Annotated in this window: 22 protein-coding genes; 17 read left to right on the top strand and 5 right to left on the bottom strand. The window is 64.9% G+C overall.

All coding sequences use genetic code 11. From position 1 onward, the window contains the following. Positions 1–134: 134 nt before the first annotated feature. From GGC65_RS10670 to GGC65_RS10645, 6 genes are all read left to right on the top strand, one after another. A complete protein-coding gene (locus tag GGC65_RS10670; protein ID WP_192647140.1) occupies positions 135–671 on the top strand; it encodes a hypothetical protein in 537 nt (178 codons plus the stop codon). 51 nt (positions 672–722) lie between these two features. After that, positions 723–2,558 (top strand): aminodeoxychorismate synthase component I, encoded by a 1,836-nt coding sequence (pabB, locus tag GGC65_RS10665; protein WP_192647139.1) that lies wholly within the window; start codon positions 723–725, stop codon positions 2,556–2,558. Between the two features lie 141 nt (positions 2,559–2,699). Further along, positions 2,700–3,911, top strand: coding sequence for a pyridoxal phosphate-dependent aminotransferase (locus GGC65_RS10660; RefSeq protein ID WP_192647138.1), 1,212 nt, complete (start codon positions 2,700–2,702; stop codon positions 3,909–3,911). 208 nt (positions 3,912–4,119) lie between these two features. Then, positions 4,120–4,932: a peptide-methionine (S)-S-oxide reductase MsrA gene (gene msrA / locus GGC65_RS10655; protein ID WP_192647137.1), complete on the top strand. Its 813-nt coding sequence runs from the start codon at positions 4,120–4,122 to the stop codon at positions 4,930–4,932. 136 nt (positions 4,933–5,068) lie between these two features. Then, a complete protein-coding gene (locus GGC65_RS10650; protein ID WP_192647136.1) occupies positions 5,069–6,226 on the top strand; it encodes a serine hydrolase in 1,158 nt (385 codons plus the stop codon). A gap of 6 nt (positions 6,227–6,232) precedes the next feature. Further along, positions 6,233–6,544 carry a hypothetical protein gene (locus GGC65_RS10645; protein ID WP_192647135.1) on the top strand — a complete coding sequence of 104 codons (312 nt, stop codon included), beginning with the start codon at positions 6,233–6,235 and terminating at the stop codon, positions 6,542–6,544. A gap of 4 nt (positions 6,545–6,548) precedes the next feature. Here the strand turns inward: GGC65_RS10645 and GGC65_RS23725 are convergent, their stop codons facing one another. Beyond that, complete coding sequence (locus tag GGC65_RS23725) at positions 6,549–7,679, bottom strand: M23 family metallopeptidase (protein WP_192647134.1); 1,131 nt, start codon at positions 7,677–7,679, stop codon at positions 6,549–6,551. A 205-nt stretch (positions 7,680–7,884) separates the two neighbouring features. On the opposite strand from GGC65_RS23725, the gene sucC reads away from it, so the two are divergent. The 9 genes from sucC (at position 7,885) to GGC65_RS10595 (ending at position 18,004) form a co-directional block, all read left to right on the top strand. Beyond that, positions 7,885–9,093, top strand: a complete 1,209-nt coding sequence (gene sucC, locus GGC65_RS10635; protein ID WP_192647133.1) for an ADP-forming succinate--CoA ligase subunit beta — start codon at positions 7,885–7,887, stop codon at positions 9,091–9,093. Between the two features lie 113 nt (positions 9,094–9,206). After that, positions 9,207–9,956 (top strand): electron transfer flavoprotein subunit beta/FixA family protein, encoded by a 750-nt coding sequence (locus GGC65_RS10630; protein ID WP_192647132.1) that lies wholly within the window; start codon positions 9,207–9,209, stop codon positions 9,954–9,956. Continuing rightward, positions 9,953–10,882: an electron transfer flavoprotein subunit alpha/FixB family protein gene (locus tag GGC65_RS10625; RefSeq protein WP_192647131.1), complete on the top strand. Its 930-nt coding sequence runs from the start codon at positions 9,953–9,955 to the stop codon at positions 10,880–10,882. The genes GGC65_RS10630 and GGC65_RS10625 overlap by 4 nt, the downstream gene beginning before the upstream one ends. Positions 10,883–10,884: 2 nt before the next feature. Continuing rightward, entirely contained in the window at positions 10,885–12,225 is a 1,341-nt protein-coding gene (locus GGC65_RS10620) for a DUF389 domain-containing protein (RefSeq protein ID WP_192647130.1), read from the top strand. A 93-nt stretch (positions 12,226–12,318) separates the two neighbouring features. Continuing rightward, a complete protein-coding gene (locus GGC65_RS10615; RefSeq protein ID WP_225940769.1) occupies positions 12,319–13,599 on the top strand; it encodes a serine hydrolase domain-containing protein in 1,281 nt (426 codons plus the stop codon). Between the two features lie 53 nt (positions 13,600–13,652). Beyond that, a complete protein-coding gene (locus tag GGC65_RS10610; protein ID WP_192647129.1) occupies positions 13,653–14,645 on the top strand; it encodes a cupin-like domain-containing protein in 993 nt (330 codons plus the stop codon). A gap of 122 nt (positions 14,646–14,767) precedes the next feature. Continuing rightward, positions 14,768–16,099: a phosphotransferase gene (locus tag GGC65_RS10605; RefSeq protein WP_192647128.1), complete on the top strand. Its 1,332-nt coding sequence runs from the start codon at positions 14,768–14,770 to the stop codon at positions 16,097–16,099. Between the two features lie 19 nt (positions 16,100–16,118). Then, positions 16,119–17,414 (top strand): acyl-CoA dehydrogenase family protein, encoded by a 1,296-nt coding sequence (locus tag GGC65_RS10600; protein WP_192647127.1) that lies wholly within the window; start codon positions 16,119–16,121, stop codon positions 17,412–17,414. Positions 17,415–17,479: 65 nt separating this feature from the next. Further along, entirely contained in the window at positions 17,480–18,004 is a 525-nt protein-coding gene (locus GGC65_RS10595; protein WP_192647126.1) for a cupin domain-containing protein, read from the top strand. Here GGC65_RS10595 and GGC65_RS10590 read toward each other — a convergent pair. Then, complete coding sequence (locus tag GGC65_RS10590; protein WP_192647125.1) at positions 18,001–18,312, bottom strand: alkylphosphonate utilization protein; 312 nt, start codon at positions 18,310–18,312, stop codon at positions 18,001–18,003. The two genes, GGC65_RS10595 and GGC65_RS10590, sit on opposite strands and share 4 nt — an antisense overlap. Before the next feature lie 17 nt (positions 18,313–18,329). Then, positions 18,330–19,079 (bottom strand): class I SAM-dependent methyltransferase, encoded by a 750-nt coding sequence (locus tag GGC65_RS10585; RefSeq protein WP_192647124.1) that lies wholly within the window; start codon positions 19,077–19,079, stop codon positions 18,330–18,332. A gap of 138 nt (positions 19,080–19,217) precedes the next feature. On the opposite strand from GGC65_RS10585, the gene GGC65_RS10580 reads away from it, so the two are divergent. Continuing rightward, entirely contained in the window at positions 19,218–20,957 is a 1,740-nt protein-coding gene (locus GGC65_RS10580) for an N-acyl-D-amino-acid deacylase family protein (RefSeq protein ID WP_192647123.1), read from the top strand. Next, positions 20,957–21,964: a zinc-dependent alcohol dehydrogenase family protein gene (locus GGC65_RS10575; protein ID WP_192647122.1), complete on the top strand. Its 1,008-nt coding sequence runs from the start codon at positions 20,957–20,959 to the stop codon at positions 21,962–21,964. Before GGC65_RS10580 ends, GGC65_RS10575 begins: the two co-directional genes overlap by 1 nt. Before the next feature lie 4 nt (positions 21,965–21,968). On the opposite strand, the gene GGC65_RS10570 is transcribed toward GGC65_RS10575, so the two are convergent. Together GGC65_RS10570 and nhaA are read right to left on the bottom strand one after the other, a co-directional pair. After that, the gene (locus GGC65_RS10570) at positions 21,969–23,312 is read right to left on the bottom strand and encodes a hypothetical protein (RefSeq protein ID WP_192647121.1); all 1,344 of its coding nucleotides are present in this window, start codon (positions 23,310–23,312) and stop codon (positions 21,969–21,971) included. Beyond that, entirely contained in the window at positions 23,312–24,595 is a 1,284-nt protein-coding gene (nhaA, locus tag GGC65_RS10565) for a Na+/H+ antiporter NhaA (RefSeq protein WP_192647120.1), read from the bottom strand. The genes GGC65_RS10570 and nhaA overlap by 1 nt, the downstream gene beginning before the upstream one ends. Between the last annotated feature and the right edge of the window lie 71 nt (positions 24,596–24,666).

Raw genomic sequence — 24,666 nt, 5'->3', positions numbered from 1 at the left:
GGGGGTTGGAATCCTTTTCGAATGTGGGGTTCCTTACACTAGGGTCAGCAAGCGGTGATTTGCAACCGCGCTCGCTTGCGGCGTGCAGCCCGGACCGCTAGGCAGCGCATATCGTCACCGTCAGGGGTTTTGCCATGTTGCAGCTGTCATCGCGCGTCGCCGCGTCGCTCGTCCTTCTCGCCTGCGCCGCCACCGCGCCGGCCGCCGCCAAGGACAAGCTGCCGGCCGCACGTCCCGCGCAGATTCAGGAACTCTACGCCTGCCGCGACATTGCCGATCCGGCCGCGCGCCTTGCCTGTTTCGACCGCGAGGTCGGCGAGCTGTCGACCGCCGACCAGGCGCGCGAAATTACCTTCACCGACCGTGAAACCGCCAAAAAGGCGCGGCGCGGGCTGTTCGGTTTCAACTTCCCCAAGCTCGGCGGAATTTTTGGCGGCGACGAGGATGAGGTCAAGGAAATCGAAACGACGATCCGCTCGGCGAGCATCGACCGTTCGGGCAAATATACGCTGGTGATGGAAGATGACGCGGTGTGGGTGCAGATCGACACTACAAGGCTGCCGCGCCAGCCGAAGGCGGGGCAAAAGGTCAAGATCAAGGTCGCGACGATGGGCAGCTATTTTGCCTCCGTCGACGGCGGTCGCTCGATCCGCATGAAGCGCGACCGCTGATCGCGGCCGGCGCGCGATCGAACCCAGCGAAATAGCGATGGCGCCAAGGCGATGACGGGCGGCGACGCGATTCCCGTTCCGGGCCCGGACTGCCCGCCCTTCGTGCTGCTCGACGATGCGCGCGCCGAAGGCGCGGCGGCGGCGGCGCGATTGTTCGTCGATCCCGTCGAGGTGCTCACGGCGCATTCTGCGGCGGAGGTCCCGGCGCTGCTGTCGGCGCTGGAAACGGCGCAGGGCCGGGGGCTCCATGCCGCGGGCTATCTGACCTATGAGGCGGGCAAGGCGCTGGCGCCGGCGTGGCGCGGTGCGGTTGACGCCGAAGCGGGCGCGGCTCCGCTCGGCTGGTTCGGGCTGTTTCCCAAGGTCCGTCGGATCGATGCCGACAAGGTCGCGGACCTGCTCCCCGACCCGGCGTCGGCATGGGTCGGCAAGGTTGCACCCCGCGTCGCGCGCGCCGACTATCTTGCAGCGGTCGAGGCGGTGCTCGACCTCATCCGCGCGGGCGACATCTATCAGGCAAACTTCACCTTTCGCGCCGATGTGCCCGTGCTCGGCAATCCGCTCGCGGTTCATGCGCGGCTGCGGCGTACTTCGCGCGCGGGCTATGGCGGGGTGATCTGGACCGGCGAACAGGCGATCGTGTCGCACTCGCCCGAGCTCTTCTTTGCGCTGCGCCAGGGCCAGGTGATGGCGCGCCCGATGAAGGGGACCGCGGCGCGGCTTTCCGATCCCGACGCCGATGCGACGGCAGCGCGCGAACTGGCCGAAGATCCGAAGCAGCGCGCCGAAAATCTGATGATCGTCGACCTGATCCGCAATGATCTTTCGCGCGTCGCGGTGCCGGGATCGGTCGCGGTGCCCGACCTGTTTCGCGTCGAAAGCTTCCCGACGATCCACCAGCTCGTCTCCGATGTCAGTGCACGCCTGCCCGACGGCGCGGACGCGGTCGACGTGTTGCGCGCCGCCTTTCCATGCGGATCGATCACCGGCGCCCCCAAGGTGCGCGCGATGGAGATTATCGACGCGCTGGAGGAGGGCGCGCGCGGGCTCTACACCGGCTCGATCGGTTTCATCGAGCCGGGGGGCGATGCGGCGTTCAATGTCGCGATCCGGACGCTCGTCTTTCCCGGGATGTTACCGCAAAGCGCCTTGCGGGACGGTCCGCCTTGCGCCACGCTGGGATTGGGATCGGGAATTGTCGCCGACAGCGAACCGGCTGAAGAATGGCGCGAATGTCTGGCCAAGGGGGAATTTGTGGGCGCAGCGGGGGAAAGCTTCGACCTCATCGAAACGATGTACTTCGACCCAGTCGAAGGCGTCCAGCGGCTCGAGGGGCATCTGGCGCGGATGAAGGCGAGCGCGCAGGCGCTGGGTTTTACCTTCGACCGCCATGGCGCGCGCAACAGCCTGCAGTCGGCGACCTTCCGCCTGCGCAGCGCCGCGCGCGTGCGGATGCGGCTCGCGCCGTCGGGCGCGCTCGCGGTCGAAGTATCACCTTTACCGCGGATCGCCGAACTGCCGGTTCCGGTCGCGGTACGCCCCGCTCCGATGGCCGCCGACGATTTTCGCCTGACGCACAAGACCAGCCTGCGCGCCGCCTATGACGCTGCGCGGCACGAAAGCGGCGCGGCCGAGGTCGTGTTCGTCGACGAACCGGGTTTCGTCACCGAGGGCAGCTGGAGCAATGTCTTCGTCGAGCGCGGCGGGCAATTGCTCACGCCTCCATTGGCGCTGGGTCTGCTCCCCGGGGTACTGCGCGCCGAGCTGATCGAGAAAGGGCGCGCGGTCGAATCGCACTTGCGGCTTGCCGATCTGGAGAGCGGATTTTTCATCGGTAATTCGCTGCGCGGTCTGATTCCGGCGCGACTGGCCGACGCTGCGGCATAGTCGATAGGCTGGCCTGCCCGCCGCATAGGTAAATTATCAAGCGCTGCGCTTGCGAATATCGGTTAGACGCTTTAGGCGCGGCCGCGCGCAATTTCCTGTCCTTTGGCAGCCCCGACCGCGCAAGCCACGGAAGATATCGTCATGTCGCTGAAGCCCCATGTCTCCGCCGCCCTCAACCGCATCCAGCCGTCGGCTACGCTCGCGATGACCGCGCGCGTGTCGGCATTGAAAGCATCGGGCGTTGACGTGATCGGCCTGAGCGCCGGCGAGCCCGATTTCGATACGCCCGATTTCGTCAAGGAAGCGGCGATCGAGGCGATCCGCAACGGCCAGACCAAATATACGCTCGTCGACGGCACGGTGGCGCTGAAGGAAGCGATCCGCGGCAAGTTCCGCCGCGATAATGGCCTCGAATTCGGGCTCGACCAGGTCACGGTCAATGTCGGCGGCAAGCACACCTTGTTCAACGCGCTCGTCGCGACGGTCGACAAGGGCGACGAGGTGATCATTCCCGCGCCCTATTGGGTGAGCTATCCTGACATCGTAGCCTTTGCGGGCGGCACGCCGGTGATCATCGAAGGCGGTGCGGCGCAGAATTACAAGATCACGCCGGCGCAGCTCGACGCAGCGATCACGCCGAAGACGCGCTGGGTGATGTTCAACTCGCCGTCGAACCCGTCGGGCGCCGCTTATTCGGGCGACGAGCTCGACGCGCTGGGCGAAGTCATCCGCCGCCACCCGCATGTGATGGTGATGACCGACGATATGTATGAGCATGTCTGGTACGCCGATTTCGCCTTCACGACGCTGGCGCAGCGCTGTCCCGATTTGATCGACCGCATCCTGACGGTGAACGGCTGTTCGAAAGCCTATGCGATGACCGGCTGGCGCATCGGCTATGCTGGCGGTCCCGCCTGGCTGATCAAGGCGATGGGCAAGCTCCAGTCGCAATCGACGTCGAACCCCTGCTCGATCGCGCAGGCCGCCGCCGCCGCTGCGCTCGGCGGGCCGCAGCAGTTCCTCGACGACCGCAACGCCGCATTCAAAAAGCGCCGCGACATGGTCGTTGCAATGCTCAACGACGCGCCGGGCTTGAGCTGCCCCGTCCCCGATGGCGCCTTCTATGTCTATCCCGACGCGTCGGGCTGCATGGGCAAGAAGACCCCCGACGGCAAGCTGATCGACAGCGACGAAGCGTTGATCGACTATTTCCTCGACAGCGCGAAGGTCGCGGCGGTGCATGGCGGTGCCTTCGGCCTGTCGCCCGCATTCCGCGTTTCCTATGCGACGTCGGAAGCGGTGCTCAAGGAAGCCTGCGTGCGCATCCAGCAGGCGTGCGCCGCGCTCAGCTGAAGAAAATAATCTCGCGCAAGATTATTTTTATACCGATCGGTCTTGTAATCGCGGCGGCGGCGCCTATTTGCACATGAACGGCGGTTAACCGCCCGGTTCACCGGATAGTAAGTCATTTCCACTAGGGTGACTTACATCACTGCACGGCTGGTCGGGGCGCTCCATATCGTCGGTGTAACCAAAGCGGTCCAGGCCGCGAACTGACAATATGAAAAAAAGAGGTTATCATGCTCTCCATGCTCCGCTCCGACTGGTTCCTCACCATGCTCGCTGGCTTCGCGATTGGCGCAACCTACATCGTGCTCAATCAGCCCGCGTTGCCGATCCCGGCGTAACGCCGCTGCGGCATAGCCTTACCCTTCGCGCTGTCGCGGCGCTGGTCGCAGGGGCGATCGTTGCGCAATGCACGCCGGCGCAGGCCGAGAGCGTCGTCAAGCTGCCCGCTGCGCTCGTCGATCCCGCCGTCAACGCGAAACGCGCCACCGCCGTGCTCGCGGGCGGCTGTTTCTGGGGCGTCGAAGGCGTCTTTTCCAACGTTAAAGGCGTGATTTCGGTCGAATCGGGCTATCATGGCGGAAGCGCCGCGACCGCTAAATACGAGCTGACCCACGACGGCAAGTCGGGGCACGCCGAGGCGGTGCGCATCGTCTATGATCCGTCGCAGGTGAGTTATGGCACCTTGCTTCGTATCCTCTTTTCAGTGATCGCCGATCCGACGCTCAAAAATCGTCAAGGGCCCGACAGCGGCCCGCAATATCGTGCCGCGATCGTCCCGCTCGACGCCAGCCAGCGCCAGGTCGCGACCGCCTATCTGGCGCAGATCGGTGGCGGCAAATATTTTGCGAAGCCGATCGTCGTGCCGATCGAGGCGTATAAACGCTTCTATCCTGCCGAGGCGAATCATCAGGATTTCATGCGGCTCAATCCGAAGAACGGATATATATTGCGCTGGGACGCGCCCAAGCTGGCGGCGCTGAAGCGGCTCTACCCCGATATGGTGCGCGCAAAGCCGGCCCCCTGAAACCCGCTTGGTTCCGCCACTGGTCGCGACATAAGAATCATTCACCGCAAAATGCTGGTTCTCATCGCGCGCCTGCGGGACGAGGAAACGACCGAAGGGGTCGGGTAGAGATAAAAGTCGCAAGTGCGGGGTTTGAATGAAGGTTAAGTTTTCCGGCCGGCCGCTCCTCGCCGTGACGATGGGCGCCGCGGTGCTTGCGGGTTGTGTCAGCAGCGCCGCGATCGTTCCGCAGCCGCGTACGCAGCCCGCCGCGCAGCCCAAGGCAGCGGTGCGCGGGCCCGCCGGTTCGGTCAGTGTGCCGATCGGCCAACCGGTGCGCTCGACGATGCCGCGGCCCGCGGGGCCGCTGGACCCCGGCTTCCGCCGCGCGCCCGCCGGACTCAATGACCGTATCTTTGAATTGTGGCGCGCCTTCCCGGGCAAGACGGGCATTGCGGTGCAGCGCATCGACGGCGAATGGGCGCTGTCGCAGCGCGGCGGCGACCTGTTCCCACAACAGAGCGTGTCGAAGCTATGGGTCACGCTGGCGGTACTCGACGCGGTCGATCAGGGTCGGATGACGATGGACCAACGCGTCCGCATCGGCCCCGAAGATTTGGTGGTCTTTCACCAGCCGCTCGCCGCGCGCGTGCGGGCCGAGGGTTCGGTGACGATGAGCGTCCGCGACCTGATCGAGACAGCGATCACGCATAGCGACAATCTTGCGAACGACAGCCTGCTGCGCACCGTCGGCGGCCCGAGCGCCGTGCGCGCCTTCGTTGCCAAAAAGGACCTCGGTTCGATCCGCTTCGGCCCCGGCGAGCGGCTATTGCAGGCGGGAACCGCTGGGCTCACCTGGCAGCAAAGCTATTCGATCGGCCGCAATTTCGAGGCCGCACGCGCCGCGTTGCCTGCTGCGACGCGCCAGACCGCGATGAACAATTATCTCGCCAATCCCGTCGATGGAGCGAGCCCCGCAGCGATCGCGAGCGCGCTCACGCGATTGGCGCGCGGTACCCTGCTATCGCCCGAATCGACCGAATATCTGCAAGGCGTGATGAGCCGGACCAAGAGTGGGCCCCGACGCCTCAAGGCCGGGCTGCCGCCGGGCTGGCAATTCATGCACAAGACCGGCACGGGTCAGAATCTGGGCGGCATGACCGCCGGCTATAACGACATCGGTATCGCCACGGCGCCCGACGGCACTCGCTATGCGATCGTCGTAATGATGGGCAGCACCACCGCTGGCATCCCGGCGCGAATGGCGCTGATGCAGTCGGTCTCCTCCGCCGTTGCCGAATATCACGGAAGGTAATCGACGATGAAATTTGCTGCCCTGCCGCTGGTGGTGCTGTCGCTCGCGCTTGCCGGCTGTGCGACCCCCGAGGCGCGGCTGCGCACCGGGCTGAACAACGCCGGCCTGTCGAAGGCGATGTCGGCGTGCATGGCCGAACGCATGGTCGACCGGCTCTCGCTGGTCCAGCTCCGGCGCCTGTCGGCGCTCGGCAGCCTCAAGGACAAGCAGATCACCGACCTGTCGCTCGCGCAGTTCCTGCACAAGGTCCGCGCGCTCAAGGATCCTGAGATACTGACGGTATCAACCAGCTCGGCGGCGCTCTGCGCGCTGCGCTAACGCATCAATCGCCCGGAAAGCGTACGACGAGATTGGGCGGCGGAAAGCTGTCCCGTACCGTTTCGGAGCGATCGGTGGGTGGCCATGGCTCGCCCCGGAAGAAATCGCCGATCGCTCCATATTGCCCCAGCCGCGTGAGCGAAGCGAAGACATAGGGCTGGCCCTCTGCGCCGAGGATCGATGCGTGGTCGGCGAGGTGAAAGTGCAGGTGCGGCGCGCTCGCCTGTCCGGTGAAGCCGAGGAAGCCGACAAGCTGTCCGGCCTTGACACGATCTCCCACCTTGACCGGCGCGCCCTGTTTCAGATGCTCATAAGTCGCGATCCGTCCGTCGCCGATATCGAGCATGAGATAATTGCCGCTCGCATCGGCGATCGAGGGATTCGTCCGTCCGGACCGCATCGTCGGGTCGGGGACATCGTCGCGTACGGCGATGACGGTGCCGTCGGCAACCGCGAGCACCTCGGCGCCGAAACCATAATAGTTCGCCGGAAGATTGGCGTCCCCCGCCGACAGCTTTCCGCCCGTGTCGACCTTCATGAAGTCAATGGCGAAACGGCCGGGTAGGGTTGCCGACCCTTCGGTCGCATAGAAGACCCGCCTATGGCCGCGCTCCATGCCGGGGTCGTACACCGCGACCCACGGCCCGCCGCGCAGAGGGGCCGACAGGCGGGGCAGGGCGGCGACCTCCGGTGACGTCGCGCCGCCCGAAATCGTGAAGCTGGCGCCATCGGCTCCGATCTTGGTGAGTTTCAGCTCGTGCGAAATCGCGCCGCGCGCCACGCCGGCTGCGAGGGGGGCATTGATGTAGAGGACTGCCCGGCGGCCCGGCGGAATGATCCGGGGATCGGCCTCGACCGGGCCGACGAGGCCGATCGCTTTGGCCAACTCGTCGGCGGCATAGGTTTTGGTCGGCGTTCCCTTCTCGCCGGCTTTCACGACAAGCTGGTCCAGCCGCAGCGGAAGGCTCGAAAAATTGGTCAGATGCAGTTCGTAAACGAGCTGATCGGTGGCGCCTATGCGCACGATATCGGGCGCTTCGGCGACCCTGACCTCGAGTGCCTGGTTGGTTTGCGCCGCCGCGGCACAGGGGCCGGCGAATGCCATAAGCGCCAAAACAACAAGCTTTATCTGCATCTTCGGCTCCCTCATCCCGTTCTCCGGCGTCGCCCGATTATCAGCTCGGGTCGGGGCCGTCATCCCGAAGACGGACCGGCTGGCCGAAAGCCTTTGCGGCGCGCAAGCATATCTGCGGACCCCGGGGGTAGCCTTGCGCGCGAACTTGTGCTTATGCGGCGCCAAACTTCTCCCCGCTCCAGAGTCGAAAGGCCCGGCAGACCCCATGAACATCCACGAATATCAGGCGAAAGAACTGCTCGCGAAATTTGGCGTCGCGATCCCCAAGGGCATTGCGGCGATGAGCGTCGAAGAGGCTGTTGCAGCCGCGAAGCAGCTCCCCGGGCCGCTCTATGTCGTGAAGTCGCAGATTCATGCGGGCGGCCGCGGCAAGGGCAAGTTCAAGGAACTCGGCCCCGACGCAAAGGGCGGTGTCCGCCTCGCCAAGACGCTCGAGGAAGTCGAAGCGCATGCCAAGGATATGCTCGGCAACACGCTGGTGACGATCCAGACCGGCGAAGCCGGCAAACAGGTCAACCGCCTCTACATCACCGACGGCGCCGACATTAAGCAGGAATTCTACCTCGCGCTGCTCGTCGACCGCGCCACCAGCCGCATCGCGGTCGTCGCCTCGACCGAAGGCGGGATGGACATCGAAACCGTCGCGCACAACACGCCCGACAAGATCCACACGATCACCATCGACCCCGCGACGGGCCTGCAGCCGCACCACGGCCGCAGTGTCGCTGCCGCGCTCGAACTGTCGGGCGATCTCGCCAAGCAGGCTTCGAAGGTCCTCGCCGGCCTCTACAACGCCTTCCTCGCGACCGATGCCGAGCAGATCGAGATCAACCCGCTCGCCGTCTGCGAAGGCGCGAACGGCGACGAACTGCTGGTTCTCGACGCCAAGCTCGGCTTCGACGGCAACGCGATGTTCCGCCACAAGGATATCGCCGAACTGCGCGACCTGACCGAAGAAGACCCGGCCGAAGTCGAAGCGTCGGAATATGACCTCGCCTACATCAAGCTCGACGGCAACATCGGCTGCATGGTGAACGGCGCCGGCCTCGCGATGGCGACGATGGACATCATCAAGCTGAACGGTGAGTTCCCGGCGAACTTCCTCGACGTCGGCGGCGGCGCTTCGAAGGAAAAGGTCACCGCGGCGTTCAAGATCATCCTCAAGGACCCCGCCGTGAAGGGCATCCTCGTCAATATCTTCGGCGGCATCATGAAGTGCGACATCATCGCCGACGGTATCGTCGCCGCGGCGAAGGAAGTGAACCTCTCGGTTCCGCTCGTCGTTCGCCTCGAAGGCACCAACGTCCAGGAGGGCAAGGACATCCTCGCCAATTCGGGCCTGCCGATCGTTGCGGCCAACGATCTCGGCGATGCGGCAAAGAAAATCGTAGCCGAGGTGAACAAGGCGGCGTGATAATCCACCCCTCCCTCGCACCTGCGAGGGAGGAGTAGGGACTGCTAGTTGACGTTTACGTAAACGCCAATTATGGCGCAGTGCACAATTTTTCGAGAGGAGCTGTCGAAGCTATGAAAATCCTCGTCCCCGTAAAGCGGGTGCTCGATTACAACGTAAAGCCGCGGGTGAAGGCCGACGGCACGGGCGTTGACCTGGCCAACGTGAAGATGTCGATGAACCCGTTCGACGAGATCGGGGTCGAAGAAGCGATCCGCCTCAAGGAAAAAGGCGTCGCGACCGAGGTCGTGGCAGTCAGCGTCGGCCCGGCGAAGGCGCAGGAAACGCTGCGCACCGCGCTCGCGATGGGTGCCGACCGCGCGATCCTCGTCCAGACCGATGATGCGGTCGAACCGCTCGCACTCGCCAAGATCTTCAAGGCGATCGCCGACGCCGAACAGCCGGGTCTCGTGATCCTCGGCAAGCAGGCGATCGACGACGACAACAACCAGACCGGCCAGATGCTCGCGGCGCTGACCGGCTGGGCGCAGGGCACCTTTGCCAGCGCGGTCAACGTCGACGGCGACAGCGTCAACGTGACGCGCGAAGTCGATGGCGGTCTCGAAACGGTGAAGCTCAAGCTCCCCGCGATCGTCACCACCGACCTTCGCTTGAACGAGCCGCGCTATGCGTCGCTGCCGAACATCATGAAGGCAAAGTCGAAGCCGCTCGATACCAAGACCCCCGCCGATTACGGCGTCGACACCGCACCGCGCGTGAAGGTGGTCAAGGTCAGCGAACCCGCCGCCCGCTCGGCCGGCATCAAGGTCGCTGACGTCGATGAACTGGTTGCCAAGCTGAAGGCGATGGGAGTGCACTCATGAAAACTCTGGTTTGGGTCGAACATGACGGCAGCGCCGTCAAGGACGCCACGCTCGCGGTGGTCACCGCCGCCTCGAAGCTCGGCGAAGTCCACCTGCTCGTCGCCGGTAGCGGCGTCGATGCGGTTGCCAAGGAAGCCGCCGGCATCGCTGGCGTCGGTAAGGTGCATGTCGCCGACAACGCCGCTTTCGGTCACAATCTTCCCGAAAATATCGCGCCGCTGATCGCCGACCTGATGGGCTCGCACGACGCGTTCCTCGCGCCCGCGACGACCACCGGCAAGAATATTGCGCCGCGCGTCGCCGCGCTGCTCGACGTGATGCAGATTTCGGAAATCCTGTCGGTCGAGGGTCCGAAGACCTTCACCCGTCCGATCTACGCCGGCAACGCGATCGCGACCGTCGAATCATCGGATGCGAAGCTGGTCCTCACCGTTCGCGGCACCGCGTTCGACAAGGCCGCGACCTCGGGCGGTTCGGGCAGCATCGAAGCCGTCGGCGCCGGCAGCGATGCCGGCATCTCGAGCTTCGTCGGCGCCGAAATCGCCAAGTCGGAGCGTCCCGAACTCACCTCGGCCAAGATCATCGTGTCGGGTGGCCGTGCGCTGGGTTCGAGCGAGAAGTACGAAGAAGTCATCGTCCCGCTCGCCGACAAGCTCGGCGCCGCGCTCGGTGCTTCGCGCGCTGCGGTCGATGCGGGCTATGTCCCCAACGATTATCAGGTCGGCCAGACCGGCAAGATCGTCGCGCCGCAGGTCTATTTCGCCATCGGCATCTCGGGCGCGATCCAGCATCTCGCCGGCATGAAGGATTCGAAGACGATCGTCGCGATCAACAAGGACGAGGACGCTCCGATCTTCCAGGTCGCCGACTTCGGCCTTGTCGCCGATCTGTTCAGTGCCGTTCCGGAGCTGACCGGCAAGATCTGATCATGGCCGGCGATCATCCCGGCGTGCCCGGTATCGGCGATGCCCCCTTCAATGCGGGCGGCCGCCGGGCAACGCGGAATGACGACAATCACGAAGCGGTCGAGGGCGACGCTGCCCTCGACCGCTCGTTGATTCTGGCGAGCGTCGCGCGCGACGCGCGGCTCGACAAGAAATTCCTGCTGCTGATCATCCTCGCGGCGATGATCGCGACGCTCGGCTTGCTGCAGAGCTCGACCGCGGTTGTCATCGGCGCGATGCTCGTATCGCCGCTGATGGGGCCGATCATGGGCGTCGGCTTCGGTCTCGCGACGCTCGAAAGCAATCTGATCCGCCGTTCGCTCGTGACGCTCGCCGCCGGGATGGCGGTGGCTATCCTCGTTGCGATGCTGATCATCTGGCTGTCGCCGATCCGCGACGTCACCCCGGAACTGCGTGCGCGGACCCAGCCGACGTTGCTTGATCTCGGCGTCGCGGTCGTCGGCGGCATCGCGGGCGTCTATGCGATCATGCGCAAGCTGTCGGGAGTGATGGTCGGCGTTGCGATCGCGACCGCGCTCGTCCCGCCGCTGTCGACAGTTGGCTTCGGCCTTGCCACCGGCCGCTTCGATTTCGCCGTCGGCGCAGCCTTGCTGTTCCTGACGAATACGCTCGCCATCGCCTTTGCCGCCACCATCGTCGCGCGGCTCAATCATTTCGGCCCGTCGCTGACCCCGCAGCATACGGCGATGCAGGTGGCCGGCATCGTTGCGACGCTCGGCATTCTTTCGATTCCGCTTGCCCTGACGCTCAACAGCCTCGCCGGTGAGGTTCGTGCGCGCTCGGTCGTGCAGGCCGAACTGCGTTCGCTACTCGGTGAAAGCGACCGCGTCGACAGCCTCAACGTGCGGATGGAACGCGATGCGGTCGCCGTCGACGGCGTGGTCCTCGTCGATCGCTACGCGGGACAGCTCGACAAGCACCTCGCCGCAAAGATCGGTGCCGAACTCGACCGCGAGGTCCGCGTCAACATCGTCCAACTTCGCCAACAGACCAACGCGGCGGTGCAGGTCGAAGAACAGCTCAATCGCCGCATCGCCGCACTTGAACAGCGCGAGGAGGACAGCCGCGCGATCCTGTCCGGGCTGACCGTCGGCGAATTGCTGCCGCGCGATCATGTGCTGATCGATGTTCAGGCGCGTCGCATAGTCGTCCAGCGCGACCGCGAAGCCGAGGGCGAACAGGTCGCTGCCGCAATCGACCGCATCATGGCGTCGGTGCAGGCGGGCTATCCGCAATGGCTGATCCAGAATGGCAGCCTGACCGCCGCGGAGGTTCCCCCGGCGGAAGCCGTCGCGACCGAATAGGCTCCTCGCAGACCTATTCGGGTTGACCTATCCGGTCCGATCTCATGTGATGGGCCCGATCCATGGCGAACGGCGGGACAGGGGAGAAACGATATGCGCGGCAAGCGACTGGCACTGGCGATGATGATGGCAGGGGTGGGGCCGGCGGTGTTCGCGCCCCCTCTGCTTGCGCAGTCCAAGCCCGCTGAAACACTGAAAATCGACAAGGCGCGGATCGATGCGGCGCTCAAGGGAATGATCGCCGACGGCCGTGCTGCCGGGACATCGGTACTAATCTGGCAGGACGGGCGCGAGGTCTATTTCGGCACCGCGGGCATGGCCGACCGCGAAGCGAAGCGCCCGATGCGCCGCGACACGATCGCGCAAATCTATTCGATGACAAAGCCCGTGACCGGGGTCGCGCTGATGCAACTTTGGGAAGCGGGCAAGTTCCACCTCGACGATCCGCTTTCCAAATATCTGCCCGAATATGCGAATATGCGCGTCTATGCGGGCCAGGATGCTGCCGGCCAGCCGCGCTATGTGCCCGCCGAACGGCCGATCACGGTGCGCGACATAATGCGCCACAGCGCGGGCTTCGTTTACGGTGCGGGGCCGACGCCCGCGCACGACGCCTATGTCGCCGCCGATCCGCTCGCGCTGACGATCCCGCTCGCCGAGGCCAGCCGCCGCCTCGCCACCGCGCCGCTGCTCTATCAGCCGGGCACGCAGTGGGAATATAGCATCGCGGTCGATGTGCAGGCGGCGCTGGTCGAGAAGCTGTCGGGCGAGCCCTTCGCCGGCTATGTTCGCGCGCATATCTTCGAACCGCTGAAGATGACCGACACCGCGTGGCGGCAACCCGATGCGAAGCTGCCGCGCTTCGCGGCGATGAATGTGAAGAAGGACGGCAAGCTCGTCCAGCAGGACGCGGCCGCGGCGCAGACGCTAAATTTTCGCGACAATGTGCTGACTCCCGGCGGCTTCGGCCTCGCTTCGACGCTCGACGATTATCAGCGTTTCGCGCGCATGCTCCTGAACAAGGGCGAGCTCGACGGCGCGCGCATCCTGAAACCTTCGACAGTGAAACTGATGGCGACCGACCAGCTCGATCCCGCGATCAAGGAACGCGCTTGGCTGCCCGGCAAAGGCGCGGTCGGTTTCGGTTTCGATTTCGCGGTGCGCAAGTCGCCGCCGCAGGCGGCGGAAGAAAATCGCGGCGCAGTGGGCGAATTTTTCTGGGACGGGGCCGCCTCGACGCTGTTTTGGGTCGATCCCGCGAACAAGCTCACCGCGGTCTTCTTCGTCCAGACGATGCCCTATGACGGCACGCTCCACCGCGATTTTCGCGCCGCGGTCTATGGAGCGGATTACAAAGGGCCGGCGGGCGACTAGCCTGTCATTCTTTTGTCATCTCGATGCCGTTGAGCGGCCCGAGGAGCTTTTGAATGTCGCAGTCCGATAAACGCATTTTGTTGGCAGAGGGCCTCGCGGCTGGCGACGATGATGGTGCGCTGCACAGCCGGCTCGTTGCCGCGGGCATCTCGGCCGCCGCTGCCAAATATGAGGTCGACCGTCTCGCCAAGGATCCGATGGCGGCGATGCTGCGCAAGCAGGCAGCGCGGATGGCGAAACAGCGCTGGTTGCTCGCCAATCACGAGCGGCTGGCGCGCGAGGCCGAGGGCGGCTTCGCGCTCGACACTCTGGAGGGCGTCGATCCCGATCATTTCTATCGCCATCATTATGAAGCGAACCGGCCGGCGAAGCTCGTGGGCCTCATCGATCACTGGCCCGCGCTGGCGCGCTGGTCGCTCGATCATTTCGCCGGCGTCGTCGGCGATGCGGCCGTCGAGGCACAGGTCGAGCGCGAACGCAGCCCCGATTATGAGCTCGCCAAGGACGACCATCGCCGCCTCGTCCGCTTCGCAGACTTGATCGACTGGCTCCGCAAGGACGAGGCGAGCAACGACATCTACCTCACGGCCTATAACAGCGGCACCAACGCTGCGGCGCTGGCGCCCTTGTGGGACGACATGGCGCCGATCGCGCTGCTCGAACCCCGGACACGCGACGGCTTTTTCTGGCTCGGGCCCAAGGGGACGCTGACCCCGTGGCACCACGACCTCACCAACAACCTGCTGGTGCAGGTGATAGGCCGCAAGCACGTGCGGATGGCGCCGCCGTGGGCGTTCGATCGCATGAAGAACAGTCGCCATTGTTTTTCCGACTGGGCGAATGAGGCGCTGCCCGCCGGACCCGGCGATTCCGACACACCGCCGATCCTCGAGACGATCATCGGCCCCGGCGAGGCGATCTTCCTGCCCGTCGGCTGGTGGCACCAGGTCGAGGCGCTCGACCTGTCGGCGAGCATGAGCTTCACCAGCTTTCGTCGTTCGAACGCGCATGTCGAGGATTATGCCTCTTATGGGGCCATCGACTGATAGCCGGTAACCGTGATCGCGAGATACCGTGGTTGCCGCAGTATTTGGCATTTCCTGCGATTGCGCGGTCCCCGATGCGATTACGGCTTGCGGCCGTCAAAAATCCTTAGCATCATTAAGTAATGATCGATCTTGCCACGACGCTTTCCGCTTTCATGACGCGCATCGCCGGGGACGGCGACCTGGACGGGCTCGCGCGTCTGTCGGGCGGGGCGAATATGGAAAGCTGGGCGTTCGATTGGGCTGGCCGCGCCTATGTTCTCCGCCGTGCGCCGTCGGCGGAATATATGGCGGACCGCCCCTATGGCCATGCCGACGAGGCCGCGCTGGTGATTGCGGCGCATGCCGCCGGGGTGAAGGCGCCCGAGGTCGTGGGCGTACTCGCCGACGGTGACGGCATGGGGACCGGTTATGTGATGCGCCGCGTGATCGCCGAGGTGAATCCCGCAAAAATACTCGCCGATCCGCCGCCGTCGCTGCTTGCCGATCTGGGGCGTGAACTGGCGCGCATCCATGCCATCCCGCCGGCTGCGATCCCCGATGCGATCCCGTTGATGAACACGGGCGAAGCGCTTGCAGAGCTGAAGGCGCGCTTCCTGTCCTATGGTGGCGACCGGCCGGCAATCGCGCTCGCGATCAAATGGTGCGAGGATCATCTGCCCGCGCCTTCCGATCCCGTGCTCGTTCATGGCGACTACCGCATGGGCAATGTGATGGTCGATGCCGATGGGCTGGCGGCCGTACTCGACTGGGAGCTCGCGCACCGCGGTGATGCGCATGAGGATCTGGCGTTCGGTTGCATGACGGTGTGGCGCTTTGGCCGGCTGGACAAGCCGGCCTTCGGGGTTGGAAGCCTCGACGGTTATTTTGCGGCCTATGAGGCAGCGGGCGGCGCGAAGGTTGATCGCGGCCGGTTCCGCTTCTGGCTCGTCTATCGCACGCTCTGGTGGGCGCTGGGCTGTTTACAGATGGGGCAAATGTGGCGGAACGGCGCCGACCCGACCGTCGAGCGCGTCGTCATCGGCCGGCGCACGGCCGAGCAGGAACTCGACCTGTTGCTGCTGCTCGAAACCGAAGCGCCCGAAGGCGAGCGTGTGCGGCCGCTGCCGTCCGCGACGTCGGCCTCGGTCGAACCCGTCGGCGAGCCGACCAACCGCGAGATCGTACAGGCGGTGCGCGACTGGATCGAAGACACGATCAAGCCGGGCACCGAAGGCCATGCCAAGTTCGAAGCGGTGGTCGCAATGAACGCGCTCGGCATCGTGCTGCGCGATCTCGATGCGGGCATTCGCGCCGAGGACGCGGAACTGGCGGCCGCGCTGCTCGCCGGGACGACCACGCTCGCCGAACCCGGCCTGCTCGCAAGGCTGCGCCGCGATGCGCTCGACAAATGCGCGGTCGACAGCCCCAAATATGCCGCGCTCGCCGCGGCGCGCGCCGACTGGCGCGGCTAAAGACAAAAGGGAGAGAGACATGGATTTTGCGATGCCCGCCGACCTGCAGGCGTATCTGGACGAACTCGACGCCTTTATCGAGGCCGAGATCAAGCCGCTCGAACTGGCGGACGACAATATCCGCTTCTTTGACCATCGCCGCGAGCATAGCCGCACCAACTGGGACAATCAGGGGCTGCCCCGCCACGATTGGGAAGCGTTGCTGAAGCAGGCGACGCGCAAGGCCGATGCCGGCGGGCATTGGCGTTTCTCGGCGCCCAAGAAATATGGCGGCAAGGACGGATCGAACCTGTGGATGGCGGTGATCCGCGAGCATTTCGCGGCGAAGGGCCTCGGCCTCCACAACGACCTGCAGAACGAGCACAGCATCGTCGGCAACTTCCCGTTCGTCGAGATGTTCGAGCAGTTCGGCACCAGCGACGAACAGAAGCAGGAGTTCATCCTCGGGGGCTTCGAGGGCAAGCGCCGCACCGCGTTCGGCCTGACCGAGCCCGATCACGGGTCGGACGCGACACATATGGAAACGCGCGCGGTGCGCGAGACGCGCGATGGCGTCGAGGGCTGGCTGATCAACGGCCGCAAGATGTGGATCACCGGCATGCATGTCGCGACGCATTGCGCGACCTTCTGCCGCACCGGCGGGAACGACGGCGATGCGAAGGGCATCACGTGCCTGCTCGTGCCGACCGGCACGCCCGGCATGACGGTCGACGAATATATGTGGACGTTCAACATGCCGACCGACCACCCGCGCATGACCTTCACCAATGTGTGGGTGCCCGACGACGCACGGCTGGGACCCGAGGGCGGCGGGCTGTCGATCGCGCAGAGCTTCGTCCACCAGAACCGCATCCGGCAGGCGGCAAGCTCGCTAGGCGCCGCGGTCTTCTGCATCGAGGAAAGCGTGCGTTACGCCCGCGAACGCAAGCCCTTCGGCGAGGCGCTGGCAAAGAACCAGGCGATCCAGTTCCCGCTCGTCGAACTCGCGACGCAGGCCGAAATGCTGCGCCTGCTGATCCGCAAGACCGCGTGGGACATGGACAACACCCCGCACAAGGAGGTCGAGCGCACCCTCTCCGACAAGGTCAGCATGTGCAACTATTGGGCGAACCGCCTCGTCTGCGAAGCTGCCGACCGCGCGATGCAGGTCCATGGCGGGATCGGCTATTCGCGCCACAAGCCGTTCGAGCATATCTATCGCCACCACCGCCGTTACCGGATCACCGAGGGGGCCGAGGAAATCCAGATGCGCAAGGTCGCGGCCTATCTGTTCGGATATATGGGGCCGCGGAAAGAGACTTTGCGCAAGATCTGACCGGGATGGACTCTCCTTGTCCGGTTGCGGCATGATCGGTGCAACGAACGGACGAGGAGAGAGAGATGGCCGAAGCCGACCGCGCAAAGGATGCGACGTCGTTCCGGGTTTTTCGCGGAGCCGACGCACCCGACCTCAACGAAACCGACAAGATGACGCTCGCGGGACTGAACCCGATCGTCGAGGCGGGCATCGGTCGCTGGGTCGCTGCCGGCGTGGGTGAGGGGAACATCACGAAAGTGTTGTTCTCGCTCCCGCATATGAGCCTGACCTATGCCTGGTTCAAAAGCGGTTTTGCTCTGCCGCTGCACAGCCACAATGCCGACTGTCTCTATTATATCATCGCGGGCTCGTTGAAGCTCGGGACCGAGGAACTGGGCGCAGGCGATGGTTTCTTCGTCGGCAGCGACGTGCCTTACACTTACAAGCCCGGGCCCGATGGCGTCGAAGTGCTCGAATTCCGGACGGTCGAAAGCTTCGACATGAAATTTCAGGGCCGGACCGAAGCCTATTGGGACAAGGTCGTTGCCGGGATGGATGCCGCGCGGCCCAACTGGAATTCGGAAACCCCGCCGTCCGGGCGTGCCTAGCGCTTCCTTACAAACTCGGCGCGCAGCACGAGTCCCTTGATGCCGTCGTGGCGGCAGTCGATTTCCTGATCGTCGCCGGTCAGCCGGATCGATTTGATCACCGTGCCGACCTTCAACGTCTGGCCTGCGCCTTTGACGTTGAGGTCCTTCACCAGGACGACCGAGTCCCCATCGGCAAGCAAATTTCCGACCGCATCGCGCACCTCGGGCCCCGCGGCTGCGGCGGCGTCGCGAGCGGCAATGTCGCCGGCGGACATCCATTCGCCGCTCGTCTCGTCATAGACATAATCTTCGTCGTCACTCGTCATGCGCCGTCCCTACCGCGTCAGCCCGGTTTGCGGAAGCGTAGCGTGAACTGGTCGGTCTTGCCGCGGATCTTGTCGTCGAAGACATTGGCGCTCCGGGGATCGGCCGGGCGGCTGTAGAGTTTGCTTTCTGCCTCAAGCTTGAAGCCCGCTTTGGTTAGCGTGGCCACCACCGCGTCTTTGTCGATGCGGTGCAGGCTGTCCGAGAGCGTCGTGCCGCTGCCCTTCGCCGCGCTATGATCGACCGCGACCAGCGTGCCGCCGGGCTTCAGCGCCGCGAATAATGCCGCGCTTGCTTTGTCGCCCGTCCCCGCGGGGAAGGGCTTGAGGTACAGGTCGTGGAAATTCTGCACCGTGATGATCGTGTCGAGCGGTTCGGGATAGGCGGGCGCAGCGAAAGGCCCGGCGACGGCATCGACATTGTCATAGGCGGCGTCGACCGCGGCCTGATCGTCACCATATTGTTTCTTGAACGCGATGAATTCGGCAGGCTGGAAGGCGTAGACCTTGCCCGATGGCCCGACCGCGGCGGCGAGCAGACGGGTGACGTAACCGCCGCCCATCACATAGTCGCCGACCTTCTGGCCCGGTTTGATCTGCGCGAAGGCGAGCAGTTCGGCGGGTTTGCGCGCCGCGTCGCGTGTCCGGTCGGCAGCGGGGCGCGCCGGATCGGCGAGGGCGGTCTTGTAGTTGGACGCCGTACTCTCCTTGGCGGCGAGCGGCGTCGCCGAAACGGCAAGGAGGAGGGCGAGGGTAAGCGGGCGGATCATGGCATCGACTCCCTATGATTTCGTCCCGCCACCATAGCGCCTTGTCGCAGGGGCCGCGCGCTTATTTGCATATCGCAAATTTGATGATAGGTTTCTTCGTGAAACTAAAAATATGGCCAAAAGCTTGGGAGAGCGGACATGCATGATCTGGTGATTCGCGGCGGCACCGTCGTCGATGGTTCGGGCGGAGCGCCCTTTGTCGCGGATGTCGCGGTTGATGGCGACCGCATCGTCGCGGTCGGCGAAAAGCTCGGCGCGGGCCGTGAAGAAATCGACGCCAGCGGCAAAATCGTCACTCCCGGCTTCGTCGACGTCCACACCCATTATGACGGGCAGGCGACATGGGACGCCGAAATGGCGCCGTCGAGCTGGCACGGCGTCACCACGGTCGTCATGGGCAATTGCGGCGTCGGCTTCGCGCCCGCCAAGCCCGACCGCCACGAATGGCTGATTTCGCTGATGGAAGGCGTCGAGGACATCCCCGGCACCGCGCTCGCCGAGGGCATGTCGTGGGACTGGGAAACCTTTCCCGAATATATGGACGCGCTCGAAAAGCTGCCGCGCACCGTCGACGTTGCATGCCACGTTCCGCACGGCGCGGTGCGCGCCTATGTGCTCGGCGACCGTGAAAAGCCCGGCGCGATCCCGACCGAGGCGGATATCGCCGAAATGTCGCGCATCGTCGAGGAAGGCGTGCGCGCCGGCGCGCTCGGTTTCTCGACGAGCCGTACCGTGCTCCACAAGTCGATCGACGGCGAACTCGTCCCCGGCACCACCGCAACCGCCGAGGAGCTGATCGCGATCGGCCGCGCGATGGGCCGCGTCGGTTATGGCGTGTTCGAAATGGCGAGCGACCTTAAGCGCGAGTGGAACGAGTTTCAGTGGATGGGCGACCTCAGCCGCGAGACCGGGCTGCCCGTGACCTTCGCCGCGCTCCAGTCGATCGCCAAGGAATTGCCGCTCGAAGAGCAGATCGAGGAAATGCGCAGCCAGAATGCGACGGGCGCGAATATCGTCGCGCAGATCGCATTGCGCGGTAACGGCGTGATCATGGCGTGGCAGGGGACGGTGCACCCGTTCCGCTTCAAGCCCGCATGGAACGAGATTATCGACCTGCCGTGGGCCGAGCAGCTGGCGAAGCTGAAGGACCCGGCGTTCAAGGCGCGGATGATTTCGGAAGAGAATATCTGGCCCGAAAGCGATATTCTCGACTTCCTGAAGGTCGTCGCCGAAGGCTGGCCGGTCCATTTCGAAATGGACCCCGACTTCAACTATGAGCCGAAGATGGACGAGAGCATCATGGCGCGCGCGGCCGCAGCGGGCGTCTCGCCGTCCGAATATGCCTATGACCTGCTGATGAAGGACGACGGCAAGGGCTTCATCTATTTCCCGATTTTGAACTACCGCGACGGCAACCTCAATTTCCTCGAGGATCTGCAGGCGTCGGACGATACGGTGAACAGCCTGTCGGACGGCGGCGCGCACTGCGGCACGATCTGCGACGCCGCCTCGCCGACCTTCATGCTCCAGCATTGGGTGCGCGACCGCAAAGGCCATCGCATCGCGCTCGAACATGCGGTGAAGCGCCAGTGCCGCGATACGGCGTTGCTTTATGGCCTCGAGGACCGCGGCGTGCTCGCGCCAGGCTATCTCGCCGACCTTAACGTCATCGACATGGACGCAATCAAGCTCGGCAAGCCCTGGCTCGCCTTCGACCTGCCCGCAGGAGGCAAGCGCCTGCTGCAAAAGGCCGACGGCTATGTCGCGACGGTGAAGTCGGGCGTCGTGACCTTCAAGGATGGCGAAATGCAGGGGCCGACCCCCGGCGGCGTCATCCGCGGCCCGCAGCGCGTCGAAATGGCGATGGCGGCCGAGTGATGCGGGCGGTCCAGCTTCGCGCGCCCGCTTCCCTCGACAACCTCACGCTTACCGACCTTCCCGACCCCGGCAGCCCGGGGCCGGGCGAGATTCGCGTGCGGCTGGCCGCCTCGTCGCTCAACTTCCACGACTTCGCGGTCGTTGCGGGCATGATCCCCACGCCCGACGGACGTATCCCGATGTCCGACGGCGCCGGGGCGGTCGAGGCGGTCGGCGAGGGCGTCACCGACTATAAGGTCGGCGACGCTGTCGTGTCGCTCTTCTTTCCCTTGTGGGACGATGGCGCGCCGCCGCCTCATGCCTTTGCACAAGTGCCGGGCGACAGCATCGACGGCTATGCCCGCGAGGTGGTAGTGACGCCGCAGCATTGGTTCACCCGTGCTCCCGCGGGTTGGTCGGCTGCTGAGGCGGCGACGTTAACCTGCGCCGGCCTCACCGCATGGCGCGCGCTGTTCGTCGATGGCTTCACCCAGCCGGGCTCGACCGTACTCGTGCAGGGCAGCGGCGGGGTGTCGGTGTTCGCGCTCCAATTCGCCAAGGCGGCCGGCGCGCGCGTGATCGCGACCAGCTCGTCCGATGCCAAGCTCGAACGGCTGAAGGCGCTCGGCGCCGATGAACTGATCAATTACAAGGACGTCCCGGAGTGGGGCGCGAGGGCGCTCGAACTCACCGGCGGGCGCGGCGTCGATACGGTGGTCGAAATCGGCGGCGCAGGGACGCTCGACCAGTCGATGGTCGCGACGCGCGTCGGCGGCCACGTCGCGCTGATCGGCGTGCTCACAGGGATCGTCGGGCCGGTGAAGACCGCGCTGCTGATGAGCAAGAATCTGCGCGTACAGGGCCTGACCGTCGGCAGCCGCGCGCAGCAGCTCGCGATGATCGCAGGGGTCGAGGCGAATGCTATTCGTCCGATCCTCGACCAGCATTTCCCGCTCGAAAATCTCGCCGACGCCTTTCGCCATCAGGTGGCGAACGCCCATTTCGGCAAGATCATCGTCGATATCTGACGGCTCAGCGCGCGAGCAGGTCCGCAGGCAAGGTCGACTCGCTGACGATCTTCGCCATCCGCCGCCACATCTCGTCGCGGCTCGGCCTGCCGCGCTCGACATAGGCGCGCACCATCGTCTCGCCGAGGCCGTAGTTGATGACATAGCTGCGATACTGGTCGGTGAAGCTCACCGACTGCTCGGCGCGCTGCGGCGAGACGAGCATATATTTCTGCGTCAGCGCGACCGCGGTCGGCCGGTCGATCGCGCCGTCGAGATATTGCTGCGCGATCGTCAGCCGCGCGCCCGACGCGCGCTTGATCGCCGCGAGCAGCTGCCAGTAACGATCGTCGGATGGCGCCGCGATCTCGGCGATCGGCATCAGCACATCGCGCTCGGTGTCGGCCTTGCTGCTTTCGGGAAAGGCGAGGTCGATGCCGTAATTGGCGCTGCCCTCGGCGATCAGGCTTTGCGGGCTGTAGAGCGGGTAGACACTGAACTCGGCCCAGCCGCGCTCCTTCACCAATTTCTCTTCGAGCTTCATGTTGAGCAGATGGTGCCCCGGATAGCCCTCGTGGCAGCCAAGATCGAGCGCGCGCGACAGGCGGATCGGCAGGTCGGTGTTGACCTGGATCAGGCTGTGATAGCCGCCGTGATAATAATTATAGCCGCTCCAGCTCTTGCCGGTGACGAATTCCAGCCGGAAGCTTTCGCCCTCGGGCATCGGGATATGCGCCATGCTGCGCCCGCGGCAGCGCGCGATCGCGGCGTCGAAGGTCTTTTGCAGCCGCTCCTTCGGGATAGTAAAGGCATCGAGATAGGCCTCGACGCGGTCCGCGAGCGCGCCCTCGCCGGGGACGAGCGCTTCGATCTTCGCCAGTTCGGCGTCGTAACTTGCGAGCGGTTGGAGGCGCGGCCGCACCCCGAACAATCGCTCGGCCTCGTCGGCGAAGGTGAAGCGCGTGCCCTGCATCATCTGCAACCGCGTCTCGGCGGCGCGGAGCTGTGCGCGAAGGAAGGCGGCGCGGCGGCGTTCGAGCGGATCGGGCAGGCGCCGCGCCGTAAGGTCGAGCTGCGCCATCAGCTCGCGCGTTGCGGCAAGCAGCGCAGCCTTGTCGCGCGGCGCCGCTTCGGCCGCCTTTTGCAGCTCGGCCGGGCCGTAATAGGCATCGATATAGCCGGGCTCGTGCGTCCCGATTTCGAGTGTCAGACGCAGATAGCTCGCGGCAATCTCGTCCAGCGCCTGCGTCGAAGCGGCGGTGCGGCGCACATCGACGGATGCGACGCTGGCCTTGGGCTGCGGTTTGGTTTCGCCGGCGGCGCAGCCGGACAGGGCGGCGATCAAGGACAGGGTAATGAGATTTCGCATCACCTCGACATAGCGGGGTTTTCGGAGGTGTCACGCACATCGCCGTCGGCCACGATTTCGGCGTCCGATTCGCTTTCGATCGCGTCATGCTGAGGATGGAGCGGGGCGAAGCGCAGCACCGCATAGCCGACGAGCGCGGCGGCGAGCGAGCCCATCAGGATGCCAATCTTCGCCTCCTCGACCAGCAGCGCGTCGCCCGGAAAGGCGAGTCCGCCGATGAACAGGCTCATCGTGAAGCCGATCCCGCAAAGCATCGCGACGCCATAGACCTGTAACCAGGTCGCGCCGCGCAGCTTGCCCGCGATCCCGAGTTTGACCGACAGCCAGACGCTGCCAAAAATGCCGACTTGCTTGCCGAGGAACAGCCCAGCCGCGATACCGAGCGGCAGCGGCGCGAAAAGCTGGGCGGCGGTCAGCCCGCTGATATCGACCCCGGCGTTGGCGAAGCCGAACAAGGGCACGATCGCAAAGGCGACCCAAGGGTGGAGCGCATGTTCGAGCCGGTGCAGCGGCGAATGCTCGCTATCGGGCGCACCCGGCGTGCGTTCGAACGGGATTGCCATGGCGGCGAGCACCCCGGCGATCGTCGCGTGGACGCCTGAGAGTAGCATCGCATACCAGAGGAAGGCGAACATCAGCAGGTAGAGCGGCAGGCTCTTTACGCGCAGGCGCCCCATCGCGAACATCAGGCCGAGAATGACTGCGGCTGCGCCGAGCGCGGCGAGGTTGATCTTCGCCGTATAGAAAAGCGCGATGATCGCGACCGCGCCCATGTCGTCGACGATCGCGACGGTGACGAGGAACAGCTTGAGCGACGTCGGCGCGCGTTTGCCGAGGAGGGCGAGAACGCCCATTGCAAAAGCGATGTCGGTCGCCGCGGGGATCGCCCAGCCCTGCGCCAGACCGGGTTCGCCGCCCGCGAAGGCCATATAGAGCGCCGCCGGTACCGCCATGCCCGCAGCCGCGGCGATGAACGGCAACCGCCGTCGGTCCCAACTCGCGAGGCGCCCGTCGACGAACTCGCGCTTGATCTCCAGCCCGACGAGCAGGAAGAAAATCGCCATCAGCCCGTCGTTGATCCACAGATGGGCCGTCATCGGGCCCAGCTTGTCGGTCAGTATCGGACCGGTCACGGCGTGGATCGCATCGTGATAGAATGTCCCGAGTGATGAATTTGCGACAATCATCGCCAAAATGGCCGCGAAAATCAGAAGAACTCCGCCGGCACTTTCACTTTCAAGAAAGTCACGTAACGCCGATCGAGGCGGATTACTGCGATTCATAATGCTTCATTTCCCCGGTTCGTCAGATAATTTGACGATTATCTCTGCACTGGCGGCGATCTTTACAAATT

Origin of the sequence: Sphingopyxis sp. OAS728, assembly GCF_014873485.1 — a bacterium.
In the GTDB taxonomy this organism is placed as follows: domain Bacteria; phylum Pseudomonadota; class Alphaproteobacteria; order Sphingomonadales; family Sphingomonadaceae; genus Sphingopyxis.
This window is presented reverse-complemented; position numbering and strand designations above follow the sequence as displayed.